15 protein-coding genes are annotated in these 17322 nt (G+C 74.0%); 6 read left to right on the top strand and 9 right to left on the bottom strand.

Going from position 1 to position 17322, the window contains the following annotated elements:
* Positions 1–36 precede the first annotated feature (36 nt).
* A complete protein-coding gene (locus ACGF3A_RS26710) occupies positions 37–2520 on the top strand; it encodes a PQQ-binding-like beta-propeller repeat protein (RefSeq protein ID WP_393732866.1) in 2484 nt (827 codons plus the stop codon).
* Between the two features lie 15 nt (positions 2521–2535).
* On the opposite strand, the gene ACGF3A_RS26705 is transcribed toward ACGF3A_RS26710, so the two are convergent.
* From ACGF3A_RS26705 to ACGF3A_RS26685, 5 genes are all read right to left on the bottom strand, one after another.
* Positions 2536–3213 (bottom strand): VOC family protein, encoded by a 678-nt coding sequence (locus tag ACGF3A_RS26705; protein ID WP_393732865.1) that lies wholly within the window; start codon positions 3211–3213, stop codon positions 2536–2538.
* Complete coding sequence (locus ACGF3A_RS26700; protein ID WP_393732864.1) at positions 3210–4073, bottom strand: phosphotransferase enzyme family protein; 864 nt, start codon at positions 4071–4073, stop codon at positions 3210–3212. Before ACGF3A_RS26700 ends, ACGF3A_RS26705 begins: the two co-directional genes overlap by 4 nt.
* A gap of 18 nt (positions 4074–4091) precedes the next feature.
* The gene (locus tag ACGF3A_RS26695) at positions 4092–4661 is read right to left on the bottom strand and encodes a GNAT family N-acetyltransferase (RefSeq protein WP_393732863.1); all 570 of its coding nucleotides are present in this window, start codon (positions 4659–4661) and stop codon (positions 4092–4094) included.
* A 57-nt stretch (positions 4662–4718) separates the two neighbouring features.
* On the bottom strand, positions 4719–5150 hold the full coding sequence (locus tag ACGF3A_RS26690) for a PaaI family thioesterase (RefSeq protein WP_393732862.1): 432 nt from the start codon (positions 5148–5150) through the stop codon (positions 4719–4721).
* Positions 5151–5251: 101 nt separating this feature from the next.
* Positions 5252–6502 carry an rRNA adenine N-6-methyltransferase family protein gene (locus ACGF3A_RS26685; RefSeq protein WP_393732861.1) on the bottom strand — a complete coding sequence of 417 codons (1251 nt, stop codon included), beginning with the start codon at positions 6500–6502 and terminating at the stop codon, positions 5252–5254.
* Between the two features lie 303 nt (positions 6503–6805).
* On the opposite strand from ACGF3A_RS26685, the gene ACGF3A_RS26680 reads away from it, so the two are divergent.
* Positions 6806–7576: a D-Ala-D-Ala carboxypeptidase family metallohydrolase gene (locus ACGF3A_RS26680; RefSeq protein ID WP_393732860.1), complete on the top strand. Its 771-nt coding sequence runs from the start codon at positions 6806–6808 to the stop codon at positions 7574–7576.
* A gap of 38 nt (positions 7577–7614) precedes the next feature.
* Positions 7615–8202, top strand: a complete 588-nt coding sequence (locus tag ACGF3A_RS26675) for a hypothetical protein (protein ID WP_393732859.1) — start codon at positions 7615–7617, stop codon at positions 8200–8202.
* Between the two features lie 33 nt (positions 8203–8235).
* Here the strand turns inward: ACGF3A_RS26675 and ACGF3A_RS26670 are convergent, their stop codons facing one another.
* Together ACGF3A_RS26670 and ACGF3A_RS26665 are read right to left on the bottom strand one after the other, a co-directional pair.
* Positions 8236–9993, bottom strand: coding sequence for an ankyrin repeat domain-containing protein (locus ACGF3A_RS26670; protein WP_393732858.1), 1758 nt, complete (start codon positions 9991–9993; stop codon positions 8236–8238).
* Positions 9994–10032: 39 nt separating this feature from the next.
* A complete protein-coding gene (locus tag ACGF3A_RS26665; RefSeq protein WP_393732857.1) occupies positions 10033–11400 on the bottom strand; it encodes an aminopeptidase P family protein in 1368 nt (455 codons plus the stop codon).
* Positions 11401–11492: 92 nt separating this feature from the next.
* On the opposite strand from ACGF3A_RS26665, the gene ACGF3A_RS26660 reads away from it, so the two are divergent.
* Entirely contained in the window at positions 11493–12548 is a 1056-nt protein-coding gene (locus ACGF3A_RS26660) for a proline racemase family protein (RefSeq protein WP_393732856.1), read from the top strand.
* A 12-nt stretch (positions 12549–12560) separates the two neighbouring features.
* Here the strand turns inward: ACGF3A_RS26660 and ACGF3A_RS26655 are convergent, their stop codons facing one another.
* Positions 12561–13187: a MerR family transcriptional regulator gene (locus ACGF3A_RS26655; RefSeq protein ID WP_393732855.1), complete on the bottom strand. Its 627-nt coding sequence runs from the start codon at positions 13185–13187 to the stop codon at positions 12561–12563.
* A gap of 112 nt (positions 13188–13299) precedes the next feature.
* On the opposite strand from ACGF3A_RS26655, the gene ACGF3A_RS26650 reads away from it, so the two are divergent.
* Positions 13300–15513 (top strand): MMPL family transporter, encoded by a 2214-nt coding sequence (locus ACGF3A_RS26650; protein ID WP_393732854.1) that lies wholly within the window; start codon positions 13300–13302, stop codon positions 15511–15513.
* Here the strand turns inward: ACGF3A_RS26650 and ACGF3A_RS26645 are convergent.
* Positions 15462–16433: a GlxA family transcriptional regulator gene (locus ACGF3A_RS26645; protein WP_393732853.1), complete on the bottom strand. Its 972-nt coding sequence runs from the start codon at positions 16431–16433 to the stop codon at positions 15462–15464. The two genes, ACGF3A_RS26650 and ACGF3A_RS26645, sit on opposite strands and share 52 nt — an antisense overlap.
* A gap of 112 nt (positions 16434–16545) precedes the next feature.
* On the opposite strand from ACGF3A_RS26645, the gene ACGF3A_RS26640 reads away from it, so the two are divergent.
* Entirely contained in the window at positions 16546–17145 is a 600-nt protein-coding gene (locus ACGF3A_RS26640; RefSeq protein WP_393732852.1) for a hypothetical protein, read from the top strand.
* The last annotated feature ends 177 nt before the right edge of the window (positions 17146–17322 follow it).

Here is a 17322-nt window from a genome sequence, read left to right as displayed (position 1 = left end):
GCCCTTACGGCCAGGGGGAATCGGGGGACAGCACTCATGGGACGACTTGCGCCTACGCGCGCCGAAGCGGCCGCGGCGCTCGCGGTGCTCTGCGCACTGCTCGCCATCGGCGCCTGCACCGGCGGGGGATCCGGCGACGGTGACGAGGACAAGCCGCGCGCCGCGGCGCAGCCGAAGAAGCTGAAGAAGGCGTGGGAGGCGTCCCTCGGGCAGGGCAGCCGGAGCCACAGCGGCTATGTCGTCTGGACCGGCGAGGGCGTCCTCGCCCTGCGGGACGGCGAGGAGCTGCGCGGATACGACGCGCGCACGGGCAAGAAGCGGTGGACGCTGAAGACGCCCAAGGGCACGAGCGGCGTCTGCGGGACGTCGGCCGAGCCCAACGCGGCCGGGCTCGGCGGGGTCTTCTTCACCGCGGAGAAGGAGAAGGGGAAGAAGGGCGCCTGCACGTACGCGGGGACCGTGAACCTGGCGGACGGCGAGGTCGGATGGGCCCGGGACGTCGGCCGGAAGCCGGGCGGCGGGGAGGGCGACATCAGCGTCGGGGACGAGGCGGCCACCGTCACCCTCGACTGCTACGGCGTGAAGCAGTTCCGCACCCGGGACGGCAAGCCGCTGGGGACCCGGCTCAAGAGCGACAAGGCGTGCGCGCACGACGTGGACCACAACGGCCGTCACCTCGCCGTCCGCGAGGCCCCGGTGGGGAACGCGAAGGAACGGGTGCCGGGCTGGATGCCCGCTGCCGAGGGCGCCCCGGCCCACTTCGCGCTGTACGAGGACGGGAAGCCCGAGCCCGTCTGGCGTACGAAGGCGGACCGCGTCGCCGACAAGCTGCGCGGCATCGTCTCCGACGAGCCCCTGGTCCTGGACATCAGCAGGGACGGCCACCGTCTTCTCCAGACGTACGACTCCGACGGCAGGCCCGTCCACACGATCGGCAAGCAGCTCAGCGGCTTCTCCGGGGACGGCGGCACGCAGGACGACGGTCAGAGGGACACCGGACCGTACGTCCGCGGGGACACGCTGGTCATGGGGTACGAACGGGACTCGGCGCTGTACGCGTACGACCTGCGCACCGGCGAGGTGCGCTGGAAGAAGCGCAGGGACGGGGCACGCGTGCTCGGCGTCTGGAGGGACAAGCTGCTGGCCGTACGGCAGATGAAGGGTGGCAAGGGCAGCAAGGGGCTGCCCGTTCCCTGGCTGGTGACCCTCGGGACGGAGGACGGCAAGGAGCGCACCATCGGCCGGATCGCGGAATCCGGCGTACAGCCGCAGATCGCCGCGGTCTGGGACGACGAGCGGGTCTACCTGCGCCGCGCGGACAGGGAGGGCAGGATGAGCGTCGTCGCCTATCCGCTGCCGCGCTCGGGCGGCGACACGCGGCGCTACGCCGCCGAACCCGCGCCGCGCGCGGTCGGCACCCCGGTGGCGGAGCGCGGCTGGCGCAAGGGCGACCTGCGGCCCGACAAGGTCGGCACCGCGTGCGAGGCCGTTTCACCGACGGCGCGCAAGGCGATGCGGGTGTACCGGAAGGGGATGCCGCCGCCCGTCGGCTGTGCCTGGGAGGAGCGGTACACGCCCCGGCACGCGGACCGGGTGCTCGACGTGACAGTCACCGCCCACCAGCCGGGCGAGGACGAGAAGCCCGGCCTCTCCTCGCCGTCCCCCGGCGGGCGTGAGCCGACCCCCGCCGTCGAGGTGGCCGAGAAGGCGTTCAGGAAGGCGGGCCGGGAGAAGGACGAGGACGCGTTCGACGACGACGTCGACAGGCCGCTGGCCGACGCGCACCGCCTCAGGGGCCTGGGCGACGAGGCCAAGTCGAACGCGTTCGGCTCGATGCGCGCCGGGATCTCCAGCGCCCACGTCCTGGTCCGCCACCGCAATGTGACGGTGCGGGTGAAGGCCCGTACGAACACCCTCACGTCGTACCGGTGGGGCGAAGTGCCGCCGCGGCACCGGGCGGAGGCGGCGGCGCGCGTGGCGGCGGCCGACGTGCTGGAACGGCTCGGCGCCGACGTCCCCGCCGCCGCGAAGCGCCTCGCGCGCCCGGCCGGGGGCGGAATCACGAAGGCCGAGCCCGTCTGCGCCCGCCTCCGCTCCGAGGCGGCCGGGCTCGCGCCGGGCGTCAAAGCCCTCGACACCACCCCGAAGGGCGGCTCCGACGGCCGCGTCACCGGCTGCCACTGGGAGTCCGAGACCGATCTGTCGCCGAGCCTGACCGTACGCGTCAAGGCCTTGCCCGACTCGCCCCTGACCGGCGACGGCGCGACGAAGCAGGCGAAGGCCGAGATCACCTCGGCGGACGGCGCGGGCGGTGCCGAGCTCTCCGGCATCGGGGACGAGGCCCGCCTGGAGCGCGACACCTTCCGCCACAAGGCGGAGATGACCCGCACCCACACGCTGACCGCGCGCAAGGGCAACCTGGTGATCTACGTCGAGTACCAGCGCTGGCACCACCCGTCCAAGCCCCAACTCGACGCGGGCGTACGGCGGGTGGCCCGGCGCGTGCTGAGCGCGTACTAGCCCCTGCGAGATCCCCTAGCGGTCGTCGCGCCCCTGCCAGGTGGTGACGCAGACCTCGTTCCCTTCGAGGTCGGCGAGCACCCAGAAGGCGGGGGCGCGGGCCGCCGACAGGAGTCGGCCCCCGGCCGCCAGCGCGGCCTCGATCCGTCGGCTGGCCTCGTCGTGCGGGACGCTGACGTCGAGATGGAGGCGGTTGCGCTGCGGGCGCGCCCGGTCCATCTGCTGGAACCAGACGGCCGGGCCCTGCCCGGCGGGATCGACGAGCGGGTCCTTCGGCCCGTCGGCGCCCGCCTCGGCGGCGTAGCCCAGCACCGCCTTCCAGAACGGCCGGATCGCGGCGATGTCCAGCGCGTCGACGGCGATCTCCACCAGCTGGACGGACTGCCGTGCCCCTGGCGCCAGCCCGGCCTTCTCCACGGCGGCGGAGATCCGGTGCGCGAGTTCGACGTCCCGGCTGGTGACCGCCGCGTGGTCCAGGGACTGCAGCGCGAGGACGACCCTGTCCGGGCGGGCGTCGACCCGGAGATGGCCGTCGGCGTCGTCGCCGCACACCGCGACGGCGTCCGCCGCCACGCCGACCGCCTGGGCCAGCGACCCCACCGGCACCGCCGTGCGCAGCGTGCCCAGCACGAGGCGCCACCCCTGGTCCTGGACCGCCTCCGACGCTTCCCGCCGGCTCAATGTCTGCTTCATGGCCGCATCCTTGCCGCTCGTACCTGGCTGAGCCACTCCGTTCCCAGGCGGCGCCCGTCGGGGAACCGGTCGTCCCGGTCCCAGCGCCAGGTGGTGATCATGGCCAGCACGAGGGTCCGACAGTCACGCAGCAGGCCGGGACGGGCGCCGGGGTAGTGCGCGCCGACCTCCTCGGGCGCGTGGGCGAGGTCGAACTCGACGGGGCCGCGGCAGCACGTCTCCAGGTCGATGAAGAGCGGCCCGTGCGCGGCCGTGGCGAGCAGGTTGCCCGGGTGCGGTTCGCCGTGGAGCAGCTGCTCGGGGCCGCCGCGCCCGGCGACCGTACGGCGCAGGCTCCGCAGGGTGTCGCCGAGCAGCTCCCGGTCCGCGTCGGCGAGCGCGGGTGTGCGGTCGCGGTCCGCCACGAGCCGCTGGGCCTGCTCTACCCGGTCCGTGAAGTGCGGCACCGGGACGTCGGAGTCGGAGTCGTGGAGCGTACGCATGCCGCCGTGCAGCCGTTCGAGGGCACGGGCGTAGTCGGGCGGCGGGATCTCGCGGGGCGCCCCGGGCGCCTCGGAGGTCGCGTAGTAGGTCCAGAGCGTGACCGCGAAGCCGTCGCGCTCGTGGACGTACGGCTCCACGCGAGGGTCGAGCGCGGCCACGGGGCACCCGGCCGCGGCGAGCCGTGGGGCGAGCTCGACCTCGAACCGGGCGGCCTGACCGGCCACGGGCGCGACGCGGGCCAGGACGTCGCAGGGCAGCAGGCGCAGGGTCAGCCTGTTCGAGTCATGGAGAACGGTCGCGTCGTCGGCTCTCAGGCTGAGCGACGCGGCGGTCGTCCTGGCCGCGGCCACGGCCCGCGGGAGGTCCGATGCCTGCATCGCCGCGATCCCGCCCGCCTAGCCTCGTCCGTTCCGCGCGGCCCACTCGGCGCGGGTGAGCTCGTACTCGACCTCGCCGTGCTCGCTGCCCGGGATCGCCTCCGGCCAGTCGCCGACGAAGGTGCGGACGAAGGAGAGGCCGGACTTCTCCATGACCCGGCGGGAGCCGGCGTTGACGGCCATGGTGTTGGCGGTCACCCGCTCGACGCCGAGCTCCGTGAAGCCCTTGTCGATCAGGGCGCGGGAGCCCTCGGTGGCGTAGCCGTGACCCCACGCGTTCCGGTTCAGCCGGTAGCCCAGCTCCACCACGGCGGGGGTGTCGTCCGCCAGCGGGCGGAACTCGAACCACCCCAGGAAGGTGCCGGTGGCCCGCTCCTCGGCGGCCCAGAAGCCCCGGGTGCCGAGGCCGGGGTGGTCGTGCAGGAGCCGGGGCAGGGTCCGCCGCCGGACGGCCTCGGGCGTGGTGGGGCGGCCGCCGTTGATGAACCGCATGACCTCCGGGTCGCTGTCGAGCGCGAGGAGCGCGTCCGCGTCGGCCGGGGTGAAGGCGCGCAGCACCAGGCGGCCGGTCTCCAGGAAGGGGGACATGGCGTGATCATCCCGAGGGTACGGCCGGACCGCCACCGGATTTCGCGGCGGCGGCCCTCAGCCCTCCGGGGCGGGCTCGGGGACCGCGATCGTGCCCTGCGCCACGGCGCACAGGGTCTCCACGCCCTCCTCGTCCACGGCCGACATGTCGCAGCGGCACACGACCCGCGAACGCCCGGCCCGCACCACCTCGGCGCGCGCCCGCAGCAGGACGCCCTGGGCGGGGCGCAGATAGTCGATCGCGAACCCGGAGGTCAGCAGCCGGGCACCGGCCACGGTGCCCGCGGCGAAGGTCAGGGTGTTGTCGGCGGCGTAGGCGAGGACACCGCCGTGCAGGAAGCCGTTCTGCTGGCGCAACTCGTCGCGGATGTCCAGCTCCAGCGTCGCCCCGCCCTCGCCGAAGGACACCAGGCGAGCGCCGAGCAGCTGGCTGAACGGCTGGGCCGCCAGCACCTTCCGGGCGAGCGCCAGATCCGGGACGTTCGTCACACCACACCTCGATTCGCCGATCCGAAGGGCCAGTGAATCACGGGCCGTTGAGGCCCGTGCGCCCCGTGCCGCCCCGCGACCTCCCTGGCTCCGAGGCACTCTCAGTGGGTGGCGGGGAGGGGGCGGTCGGGGGTGTCGAGCCAGGGGTGGTGGGTGCCGTCGGGGGCGACGGTCAGTCCGTAACGGTCGTGCGCGGGGCGTCCGTTGCCGTCCCACCAGTGCCAGGCGCTCTCCACCTGGTCCCACAGCTTCCGCGGACCGCCCTGCCAGATCTTGGCGGGGGCGTCGGGCTGCCAGGAGGCGGCGGCCCAGGAGCGGTCGGTGAGCGAATACCACCAGCCGGAGTGGGCCCCCGGGCAGGGGCGGCCGAGGCGGTGTGCCGTACGGGGAAGGGCGAGGCCGAGGGCCCAGCGGGCGGGGGCGAAGGGGGCCGTGCCCAGGTCCTGCGGAGCGAGCCGGGTGGTGGCGGGCGGTCCGGCGGCGCTCCAGTCGGCGGGAGCGTAGTCCTCCGTGCGGGGGTCGGGAGTGCGCTGGCCGCGGGCCTTCATGAATTCGAGCGGACGCAGGAACGGGCCGGAGGCCGTCCCGTCGGCGTGGCCGGTCAGGCGGAGGAGCGCGTCCTGATGGCTGTAGTCGGTGCCCCAGGGGGCGAGGAGGAGCCCGCCGGGCCGGAGTTGGGCCACCAGGTGCGGGGGAACGCGGCGGAGGGCGACGGTGGAGAGGATCCGGTCGTAGGGACCGGGACCGGGACCGGAGCTGGGGCCGTGGCCGATCCCGGTGCCGTCGGCGGTGAGGACGGTGGGATGGTGGCCCGCGGCCCTGAGGCGGGCGCGGGCGGTCTCGGCGAGGTCCGGGTCGATCTCGACGCTGGTGACGTTGCGGCCGCCGAGGCGGTGGGCCAGGAGCGCGGTGGTCCAGCCGGTGCCGGTGCCGATCTCCAGAACGCGCATGCCGGGCTCGGCGTTCAGCGCGTCGAGCATGGCGGCGACGAGGTGCGGCGTCGTCGAGGACGAGGTGGGGACCTGGCCGGGCCCGTCGCCGGTGTGCCGTCCGTCGTCCCACTGGGTGACGATCGGCACGTCGGCCTCGGCCCATCGCCGCCAGGCGAGGGGGTCGGTGCGCCGGTCGGCGGGGGTGGCGGTGCCGGTGTCCATGTCCCAGGGCCATATGCGGTCCGGCAGGAAGTGCGCGCGGGGCACGGCGCGGAGGGCGTCGGACCAGTCGCCGGAGACCGAGGGCGCGGGCAGGGGTGCGGGCGGAGGCGTGGGCGTAGGCGCGGGGGCGCGGTCCTGCCCGTCACGGCCGGAACCGCTGTCGCGCCCGGCCTGCCCGGCGCGTGCGCGGGTGGTCATGCGCCGCCTCCGCCGCGGGCCGAATCGTCGCCCGGCGGGCCGCCGTCCGGGCTGGGCGGCTCGGGCGGGGGAGTCCATGGCTTGTCGGAGGGTTCGCCCCGGTGCTTGTCCATCACGCTCCCCTTCACCGCGTTGCCCGGCCTCCGACGGTACGGGCTCCTGGCCTGGGACGGGAGGGCGCGCGGGCCGGGGAGCGGGGGCGGCGCCACTGGCTCGCCCATTGGCAACTCCAACAGACTGTTGACGTGCACCTGTAAGGGCAGCCACTCTCGGGGCCTTTGACGCCCCCCACAGGAGGTCCCGATGCACAGACGTTCCGTACAGGCGGCCATCGGACTGGCGGCGGCCCTCGCGACCGCGGTCGGCGCCACCACCATCGCGCAGGCGGACACGGCGCCCGGCGCGGCCCAGCCGGTCGACACCAGGCTCGCCGACGGCTGCTACACCTGGAAGACGGAGCTCGCCGAAGGCGCCTCCGGCGACGCGGTCACCCAGCTCCAGATCCGGCTGGGCGGCTACCCGGCCTCCGGTGAGGTCCTGGAGCCCGACGGCGAGTTCGGCCCGCTGACCACGGCCGCGGTCAAGCGCTTCCAGAAGGCGTACGGACTCCCCGAGACCGGCAAGGCGGACCAGGCGACGTTCGACAAGATCTACGGGCTGCAGAAGGACGACTGCAGCCCGGCCCACTTCGACTTCGCCGAGCTCAACACGTGCAACTCCGACTGGAGCGGCGGCATGGTCTCCGCCGCCGACGCCAAGGAGCACGCCAAGCGCACCATGTGGAAGCTGGAGGCGCTGCGCCACGCGATGGGGGACAAGCCCATCCGGATCACCAGCGGCTTCCGCTCCAAGCAGTGCAACGCGGACGTGGGCGGCGCCCCGAACAGCCGTCACATGTACGGCTACGCGGCGGACATGGGCGTCACCCCGCACAGCCTCTGCGACATCGCCAAGGCGTCCCGCAACCACGGGTTCAACACCATCCTCGGGCCCGGCTACCCGGACCACGACGACCACATCCACGTGGACCACAAGGACAGCAAGACCTGGTCGGCGCCCGACTGCGGCATCTGACCGGACCGCCCCCTCCTCCGACCCAGGGAGACAACGCCATGAAGAGCACCCGCAGACCCTGGTCCACCCGGACCCGTATGGCGGTGGCCGTGGCCGCCGGAGCCACGCTCGCGCTGACCGTGCCGGGCGTCGGCCACGCCGCGCCGAGCGCGCCGAGCGCCCCGAGCGCCCCGAGCGCCCCGAGCGCCGCTGACGGCGTCGGCGTCCTGGCCAAGCTGTCGCACTCCCAGGCCACCGGCAAGTTCAAGGCGGCGGGCATCACCTGGACCTCCAGCGGTGGCTGCTCGGACCGGAACAAGCCCAACTGCACCTCCTTCGACCAGATCAACTCCGCCACCGTGGACGGCGTGATCACGCTCAAGTCGGCCAGCGGCTGCGCCATCCGGCTCACCGGCGGCACCGAGACCGGCCACGCGGGCGGCACGTACAGCCACTGGAACGGCTACAAGGTCGACTTCGGCCTCTCCAACTGCCTCAACAACTACATCCAGGGCACCTTCACCTCGATCGGCGGCTCGAAGTGGAAGTCGGGCAGCGGCAACATCTACTACAAGGAGGGCAACCACTGGGACGTGACGTACCACAACTGCGGTGGCTGCTTCGCCGGTCAGCGGGCCACGGGCTGACCGCCTGACCGTCTGATCGCACCTGACCGCGCCTCACCGGCGGAGCCGTGGCGGCAGCTCGACCCAGCGACGTGGGGCGCGGCGGTCGACTGCCTCCCGGCCGTCGGTGAGGCGCAGGCCCGCCGCGGCGCAGGCGTACGCGAAGACGTCCGCGCCGTGGGCGACGTCGGCCCCGCGCTGCCAGAAGCGGAAGTGCCAGTGGGCGGGCGGGTCCGACTCGAAGGGGGGCAGGCCGATCTCCTCGTGCCCGGCGGACTCCCCGTCGCGCGCCAGGTGGCCGAAGGTGCCGCCCTTGGGGTTGAAGTAGATCCCGTACGCCGCGGTGCCCGCGGATATCGCCTCCAGCAGCGCCCGGTCGCCCGGTATGTACCCCTGCTGGGTGAGCACGCAGCCACCGGGGGTGCCGGGCACGCGCGTCACGCCCACATGGTGGAGGCCCGCGTCGAAGTCCCGCACGTCGAAGGGCGCGTTGTCGGCGTCGGCTCTGGGGCACTCCGCCGGGTCGGCGCCCAGGCGGCGGATCACCTCGTCCTCACTCAGGTCCCGGACGAAGCAGACCCCGAGCCCCTCCGTCCACCGCCGCTCGTGCGTGCTGAACGCCGCGATCAGCGCGTCCGCCTCGCGGAAGGCGGCGGCCTCCTCGGCGGGCAGCTCCTCAGCACCCGGCAGCTCCGCGACGAGCTGGGCGAGCGGCGTGGTCAGCAGCAGAAGCCCCGGTGACCAGGGGCCGGTCTGTGGCGTCCAGGCGTCGGCCCCGGCGGCGAGCAGCGCGCGGACTCCGGTCTCGTCCACGGCGCACGCGGCGTGCCAGAGCGGGGTGCGCCCGTGGTCGTCCCGCGGGTCGGGCCCGGCGCCGTGCTCCAGCAGCGCGGCCACCGCCTCCCCGGCCCCACGCTCCGCCGTCAGGTGCAGCGGGGACTCCCGCCACCCCGGGAGCCCGTCGGGCGGCGCGCCGCCGTCGAGCCGGGCCCGGACCAGCGCGGCGTCCTCCCAGTCGCGGAAGCCCATCCGCTCCCAGTCGGCCCGCGGCACGTAGCGCACGCGCGCCTCCTCCTGGCGGCGCAGCGCGGCCCGCTGGTGGGAGCTGAGCGGCGGGGCGAGGAAGGCGGGAGGACCGCTGATCTCGATCTGGGTGAAGTACCTCGGCTGCCCCGCCGGGTCGGGCCGTTCGAGCCCCGGCCAGACCTCGACGGCTTCGGCCGCCGCCGCGCGCAGGGCCGAGGCGTCGACCGCCGTACGGGTCTCGGGAACGCCCTCGTCCGGCCATTCGACGACGAGCCGGGTCTCGCCGGGCGGCGGCAGCTCCGCGAGATAGAGATCGACGCCGGTCCGGAACGTGGACCGGTGCGGCTGCCCCAGGCTCGTGTCCAGCGGGATCAGCCCGGTGGCCTGCTGCGTGGCCGACACGACCTCCTTGCCGGTCTCCGGATCCGTCCACGTCATCCGGCGCTGCTCCGGTGCGTCCAGCGACGTTACCCGGCGGCCGTCGGAGAACCGGAGGCCGACCCTGAGCCCGCACTGCCCCCGCGCGTCGGCCTCCTGCCAGTGGACCCTGCGGTGGACGGACAGATGCAGCGTCACCGCACCCGGCCACACCGACCAACCCGTCATCACCACCCGCGCGTGCGGGCCACCGCCGACGACCGCGCGCTGCGGCACGAGGACCGGCGCGTACCAGTCGACAGGCGGCGTGTACCGCCCCGCGTCCTCTCCCGGCGGCCCTAATCGCACCACCGCGGTCCGCTCGGGGGCCGGTTCCCCGGGAAGCACCAGATCGTCGAAGAATCCCATGTGCCGATCGTGGCAGGAGGGTCTGACATTCCCTCAGCGTCAGGACTCGCGGAGCGTCCCCGTCCACTCCTCGACCTCGTCCGGGGTGCGGGGCAGCGCCCCGGAGAGCAGGCGGGCGCCGCCTTCCGTGATGACCAGGTCGTCCTCGATACGTACGCCGATGCTGCGGAGCTCGGGCGGGAGCGTCATGTCGTCGGGCTGGAGATAGAGCCCCGGCTCGACCGTCAGCACATGGCCCTCGGCGAGGACCCCGTCGAGGTACGTCTCGGCGCGGGCCTGGGCGCAGTCGTGGACGTCGAGGCCGAGCATGTGGCCGCTGCTGCAGAGCGTGTAGCGGCGGTGGAGGTCGCCGTCCGGGCTCTTGAGGACGCCCCACTCGGCCAGCCCCTCGGCGATGACGCGCATGCCCGCGCGGTGGAAGTCGCGGAAGCTGGCGCCCGGCCGCAGCGCGGCGATGCCCGCCTCCTGGGCCGCCAGCACCAGCTCGTACACCTGCCGCTGGGCCGAGGAGAACCGGCCGGAGAGCGGGAGGGTGCGGGTGATGTCCGCCGTGTAGAGGGTGTCGGTCTCCACGCCCGCGTCGAGCAGCAGGAGGTCGCCGGGGTCGAGGGGGCCGTCGTTGCGTATCCAGTGCAGGACGCAGGCGTGGGCGCCGGACGCGGCGATCGTCTCGTAACCGGTGCCGTTGCCCTCGGCGCGGGCCCGGAGGTTGAAGACGCCCTCGATCCAGCGTTCGCCCCGGTGGTGGGCGAGGGCCTGCGGCAGGGCGCGGGCCACGTCCTCGAAGCCGGAGACGGTGTGCCGCACCGCGAGGTCGAGCTGTTCGACCTCCCAGGCGTCCTTGACCAGCCGCAATTCGCTGAGCGCGCGCGTGAGTTCGGGGTCCTCACCGGCCAGGCGGCCGGGCGGTACGTGCGCGTACCGGTCCAGGTGGGCGCAGCGGAGGCCGGTCATCCGCTCGGCCTCGTCCAGGTCAGGGCGGCGCCCGACCCAGAACTCGCCGTAGCGCCGGTCCCGGTAGAAGGCGTCGTCCCCGCCCCCGCGCGGCGAGCGGGGCCGCAGATGGAGCACGGCCTCGTGACCGTGCGGCCCCGAGGGCTCCATCACCAGCACGTGCCCGGCCTGGTCCTCCCCGGCGAGACCGGTGAGCCAGGTGTACGCGCTGTACGGGCGGAAGCGGTGGTCGCAGTCGTTGGAGCGCACCCGCAGCTCTCCGGCCGGAACGATCAGCCGCTCGCCGGGGAAGAGGGCCGAGAGCCTCTCCCTGCGCGCGGCGGTGTGCCGGGCGGCGGGCAGCGGTGCGACGTCCGCCGCCGGTGCCGGGGCCCAGTCCTGGGCGAGGAAGCTCCTCAACTCCTCGGACACGGGCAGGTCGTGGCTCACCGTATGGATCCCGGACTCGTTCATGGACACTCCTTCGTGCGCACGAGGCGATCAGTACAATTTCACATTGCACTGTCTGTTCCCCGGACTCAAGCCCGATTCCCCACGGAGGTGCCATGACTGCCATGACTGCCATGAACGGACAGGCCCAGATGATCAGCACCGTCGACTACCACACCGCCGGTGAGCCGTTCCGGATCGTGGTCGGCGGCGTACGGCCGCCGCGCGGCGCGACCATGCTCGACAAACGGGACGACGCCATGGCCCGCCTGGACGACGTGCGCGTGCTGCTCACCCATGAACCCCGGGGCCACGCGGACATGTACGGCTGCTTCGTCACCGAACCCGAGGACGCCGGGGCCGATCTCGGCCTGGTCTTCTTCCACCGTGACGGCTTCAGCACCGCCTGCGGGCACGGCTCCATCGCCGCCGCCGTCTGGGCCCGCACCACCGGCTACGCGGCGCCGCGCCCGGACGGCACCCTGGTCCTCGACGTCCCGTCCGGCCGCGTGACCTGCGCCGTCGGCGACAAGGGCGGCCACCCGTCCGTACGGTTCGTGAACGTTCCCTCGTACGCGCTCGCGCGGGACGTCGAGCTGTCGACCACGCACGGCCGTACGCGCGTCGACGTCGCCTACGGCGGTGCCTTCTACGCCATGGTCGACGCGGCCACCCTCGGCCTGGAGGTCACCCCGTCCCACCTCCCCCAACTCGTCCGCCTCAGCGCCCAGATCAAGGCCGGGATCCTCGGCCGCCACACCCTCACGGACCCCGGGGACGCACGGATCGGGGGCCTCTACGGCGTGATCTTCTACGACCGGCTGACCGCGGGCCCCGGACTCGTGGAGGAGCGGAACGTGACGGTCTTCGCCAACGGCCAGGTCGACCGCTCGCCCTGCGGCAGCGGCACCTGCGCGCGGCTGGCCACGCTGGCGGCGCGCGGAGAGCTGGACACGGAGGGGAAGTTCATCAACCGCAGCATCATCGACACCGTCTTCACCGGCCGCCTCACCGCCACCACCGCCACTACCGCCACCACCGCGCACGGCCACCCGGCGGTCGTCCCCGAGGTGCAGGGCACGGCCTACCCGACAGGCCACCACACCCTGCTGCTCCACCCCGGCGACCCGCTGCCGCGCGGCTTCTTCCTGCCCACGAGCACGGCGCCGTGACGGCGGCCCGCCTCACAGGCCGAACTCCTCGGCTGACCTGTGCACCTGCGCGAGGCGGCGCAGGCTGACCAGGAGGGTGTCGCCGAGGATGTTCCCCAGCACCACCCCCTCGGCCATGCTGTCGATGCCGTCGCGGCGTCGGACGACGTCCAGGTCGGTCGCGGCGACGGCGTCGGCGGCGCGCGCGTACTCCTCCAGCCGGTCGGCGAAGTCGTCCTGACCCAGCTGGCGCAGGGCGCCGAGGACCTCGGCCGCGGCGGCGAGCGCGGGGCTCCCGGGCGAGACCTTCCAGCCCAGCCGCTCGACGAGCGCGGTGATCTCCGCTGTCGCGTCCTCGCGCGCGTCGTCGTCGCAGTACGCGAGGGTCCGGGTGACGGTCTGCTGCGCCGCGCCCAGCAGCTTGTGGGTGCCGGTGTCCGTGCTGTCGAGCGCGGCGAGGACGTCCCGCGCCACGGCGACCGAGAGCCCGCCCACGTCGAGAAGGGCGCGGATCAGCCGCAGCCGGTGCACATGCCGCTCGTCGTACTGCGCCTGGTTGCGGCTGGTGCGCTCCCCGGGCGCCATGAGCCCTTCTCGTAGGTAGTACTTGATCGTTGGCGTCGGTACGCCGCTGAGCCTGCTGAGCTCCGCGATGCGCATTGCTGATCCTTCCGGCTGTCGAACTTCTGGGCTTGCGCTGCTCCGTCCCCATGATAGATAGTCCAGCTATCGGAAATAGAACTATCCACTATCTATTTTTCTGGGGGTACTCATGCTCGCGTCGTGGGGACGGCTGACGGCACGCCGTCGGTGGTGGGTCGTGGTCGCGGCGGTGCTGCTGGCCGTGCTGGGCGGCGTCTGGGGGACCGGTACGTTCGGGACGCTGACGGGAGGGGCGGGGTTCGACGACCCGCGGAGCGAGTCCGTGAGCGCCGACCGGAAGCTCGCCGGTCCGCTGGGCCGCGACTCCGCCGACCTGGTCGTGCTCTACAGCAGCGAGGACCACACCGTCGACGACCCGGCCTTCGCCGCGCCGGTCCGCGAGGCGCTGGACGACGTGCCCCGCGAGGAGGTCGCGCGCCTGGACTCGTACTGGTCCCTGCGGGAGGGAAGCGCGGAACGGGCCGGTGACTTCGTCTCCCGGGACCGCCATTCCGCCTACGCCACCGTCCAGTTCGCCGCCGACGGCGACCAGGACCAGGTGGCCGCGCTGGAGAAGATCAAGGACCGGTTCACGGTGCCGGACTCCTCCGGCGTCACCGTACGGTTCGGCGGCACCGCGGCCATGACCGAGCAGGTCAACGCCCGTACCGGCGCGGACATCGCCCGCGCCGAGATGCTCTCCATGCCGGTGCTGCTCGTGCTGCTGCTGGTCGTCTTCGGCGGCGTCGTCGCGGCCTCGCTGCCGCTGGCCGTGGGGGTCTTCGTCGCGCTGGGCTCGCTGGTCGTGCTCCGGACACTGTCCCTCTTCACGGAGCTGTCCAGCTCCGTGATCAACGTGATCACCATCCTGGGCCTCGGACTCGCCATCGACTACGCCCTGTTCATGGTCGGCCGGTTCCGGGAGGAGCTGGACGCCGGGGCCGACGTGGAGGAGGCGGTCGCGCGCACCACCGCCACCGCCGGACGCACCGTCGCCTTCTCCGGCCTGGCCGTGGCCATCTCCTTCGCCGGACTCGCGCTCTTCCCCTCCCGCTTCCTCAGCTCGATGGGGTACGCGGCCGTCGCCGTCGTGGTCTTCGCCGTCCTCGGCTCGCTCACCCTGCTGCCCGCGCTGCTGCGGTTCGCCGGGCACCGCATCGGCGCCGGACGGCTGCCGTTCCTCCGTACGGCGGGAGCCCGCCCGGACGGCAAGGGCCGCTGGTACCGCACCGCCCGTACGGTCATGCGGCGCCCCCTGCTCACCAGCGCGCTGCTCGTCGTCGCCCTGCTGGGGCTCGCCGCCCCGTCGCTCGGCGTGAACTGGGCCCGGCCCGCCGACTGGGTCCTCCCCTCCGGCGCCGACGCCCGCGAGGTCGGGCAAGAGCTCACCGACCGCTTCGACCACGACCCCACGAGGACCGTCACGGCCGTCGTCGACCTGCACGGCGGAAGGGCCGACGGGGTCGCCGCGTATGCCGAGCGGCTCGCGGCCGTCGAGGGCGTCGAGGACGCCGCCGTCACCGGGACGCACGGCGACCTCGCCCGGATCACCCTGCGCTACGCGCCGGACCCGATGTCCCGTGAGGCCCGCGCCATGGTCGGCGACCTGCGCGCCCAGAAGCCGCCCGCGGGCGCCGGGACCGAGTTCACCGGCATGCCGGTCTCCCGCGTGGACATCGTCGACATGATCGGTGAACGCGCCCTGTGGATGGGCCTGTTCGTCGCCGTCGTCTCGGCCCTCGTCCTCTTCGTCGCCTTCCGCTCGCTCGCCGTCCCGCTGATCACCGTGGCCATGAGCGCGCTGTCGCTGCTCGCCGCGTTCGGGGTGATCACCCTCGTCTTCCAGCACGGGTTCGGCGCGGGCGTGCTCGGCTTCGAGGCGGTGGGCGCCGTGGACGCGAACTTCCCCGTCCTCATCGTCGCCATCGCCTTCGGACTCGCCATGGACTACCAGGTGTTCCTGCTCTCCCGGGTCCGCGAGCGCTACCGGGCCACCGGCGACCCCGCCGAGTCCGTCGCCGTCGCGCTCCAGCGCACGGCGGGCGTCATCACCGGCGCGGGACTGCTGCTCGCCGTCGTGGTCGGCGGCTTCGCGGCCTCCTCGGTCACCTTTCTGAAGATGATCGGCGTCGGCCTCGTCCTGGCCATCGCCCTCGACGTCCTGGTCGTACGGGCCCTGCTGCTGCCCGCCGTGCTCGGCCTCCTCGGCCACCGCGCGTGGGGCACACCCGGACGCCGGACGGGCGGGCCCCGCCCACCGGCCCCCATGGCCGCCGTCGCGTGGCGGTGGCTCTACCAGACGGACCGGGGTGTCGTGCTGAAGCGGGACGGGGGGACGCCGTAGAAGTCGAGGAAGGCGGTCCGCATGCTCTCGGTGGTGCCGAAGCCGCAGCGCTTGGCGACGCCCGCGAGGGGGAGCGCGGTGGAGGTGAGCAGATGCGCCGCGGCCTCCGCGCGGGTGCGCCGTACGTACTGGGCGGGGCTCTGGCCGAGATGCGTCCGGAAGAGGCGGCGCAGGTGCCGGGCGCTGATGCCCGCCTCCGCCGCCAGCCCCGGGGCCGTGAGGTCGCCGTCGAGGCGGCTGCCGATGTGGTCGAGGATGCCGCGCAGGACCGGATCGGCGGGCGCGGGCGCGGCGACGTGGACGCTGATCTGCGCCTGGTTGGCCGGGCGTTGGAGATAGGCGACGAGGGCACGGGCCACGTCGCGCGCCACCGCGCCGCCGAGGTCCTCGGCGATGAAGGCGAGGGTGAGGTCGAGCGCGGCGGTGATGCCCGCCGAGGTGTAGACGGACCCGTCGCGTACGAAGAGGGGGCGCGGGTCCACCTTCACCTCGGGGTGGCGGCGGGCCAGTTCGTCCGCGAAGCCCCAGTGCGTGGTGGCCCGGCGCCCGTCCAGCAGGCCCGCGGCGGCCAGGATCCCCGCGCCGGTGCAGACCGCGGCGACGCGCCGTACGAGCGTGGCCAGGCGCTGGACGTGCCGGACGAGGTGCAGGTCACCGGCCGCTTCCATGGCCCCGAAGCCGCCGGAGACCACGAGGGTGTCGGCGGGCTCGCGGTGCAGCTCCAGCACGCCCTGCGCCTCCAGCCGCAGCCCGGTCGCGCAGGTGATGGCCCGGCCGCCGGGGGTCAGCAGCCGTACGTCGTACGGGGTGCCGCCGCTCTCGACGCAGGCCGCGGTCAACGCGGAGGTCACCGAGGCGATTTCGAGCAGCTCGGCTCCGTGGTAGCCCACGACCAGGATCGAACGGGTCTCCGTCTCCATGAAGGGTGACGATAAGCCGGATCCGGGCCCATGCGGCCCAGCTCCGCAGGATTGCGGACATCCGCGCCCTGCGGACGGGCCCGCCGGGGCGGTGCGGAGCACGATGACTGCCATGAACCCGTCCACGAGCGAAGCCATCGACCGTTCCGGCTCGTGCGGACACCCGCACGGGCACTCGCGCGGACACGCGCTCCGGCACCGCTGGCCCGCCGTGGTCGGCGCGCTCGCCGCCGTCTCGTCCTTCCTCACCGGCGCCGACCGGACGACCGTCGGGATCGTCGTCGCCATCGCCGCCACCTGCTACTTCAGTGCCGCGGCCCTCGGCCGTCCATGGGTCGCGTGGGCCGCGATACCCGGCGGCTCGGTCCTGATCGTCGCGGGCGGCGTGCTGGGCGCCGGACCGCTGGTCACGCTCGGCGTCGTCGCCGCGATCCTGACCGTGGTCGCCCTGGCGCTCGGGGTCTCCCGTACGCCCGTCACCGTCGAGGCGGCCGGGCTGCTCGCCTACGGCGGTCTCGTCGCGCTGGGCTTCGCGCTCGCGCCGACGGCGGGACTGGTCCTGGTCGCCGTGACGCTCGTCGCGCACGCCGCCTGGGACGTGGCGCACCTGCGGCGCGGCGGAGCGGTGGTCCCCCGCTCGCTCTCCGAGTTCTGCGTCGTGCTCGACGTGCTCCTCGGCGCCGCGATCCTCGCCGAACTCGTGCTCTTCTAGCCGTGGGCCGCCGGGTCGTGGTTGCCCTCTTCTCGGGGCTGGGCAGGGGCTGCCCCGTACGGTGGCGTTGCAGGCTGCGGCTGTCGTCGTGGCTGGTCGCGGGGGGGCCCCCCCCCCCCCCCCCCCACGGGGGCGGGGGGCGGCGGGCGCCCCCCCCCCCCCACCCCCCCCCCCACG

Origin of the sequence: Streptomyces sp. NPDC048172, assembly GCF_043202595.1 — a bacterium.
In the GTDB taxonomy this organism is placed as follows: domain Bacteria; phylum Actinomycetota; class Actinomycetes; order Streptomycetales; family Streptomycetaceae; genus Streptomyces.
Note: the sequence above shows the minus strand (reverse complement) of the source record. Positions and strands in the feature narration are given on the sequence as shown.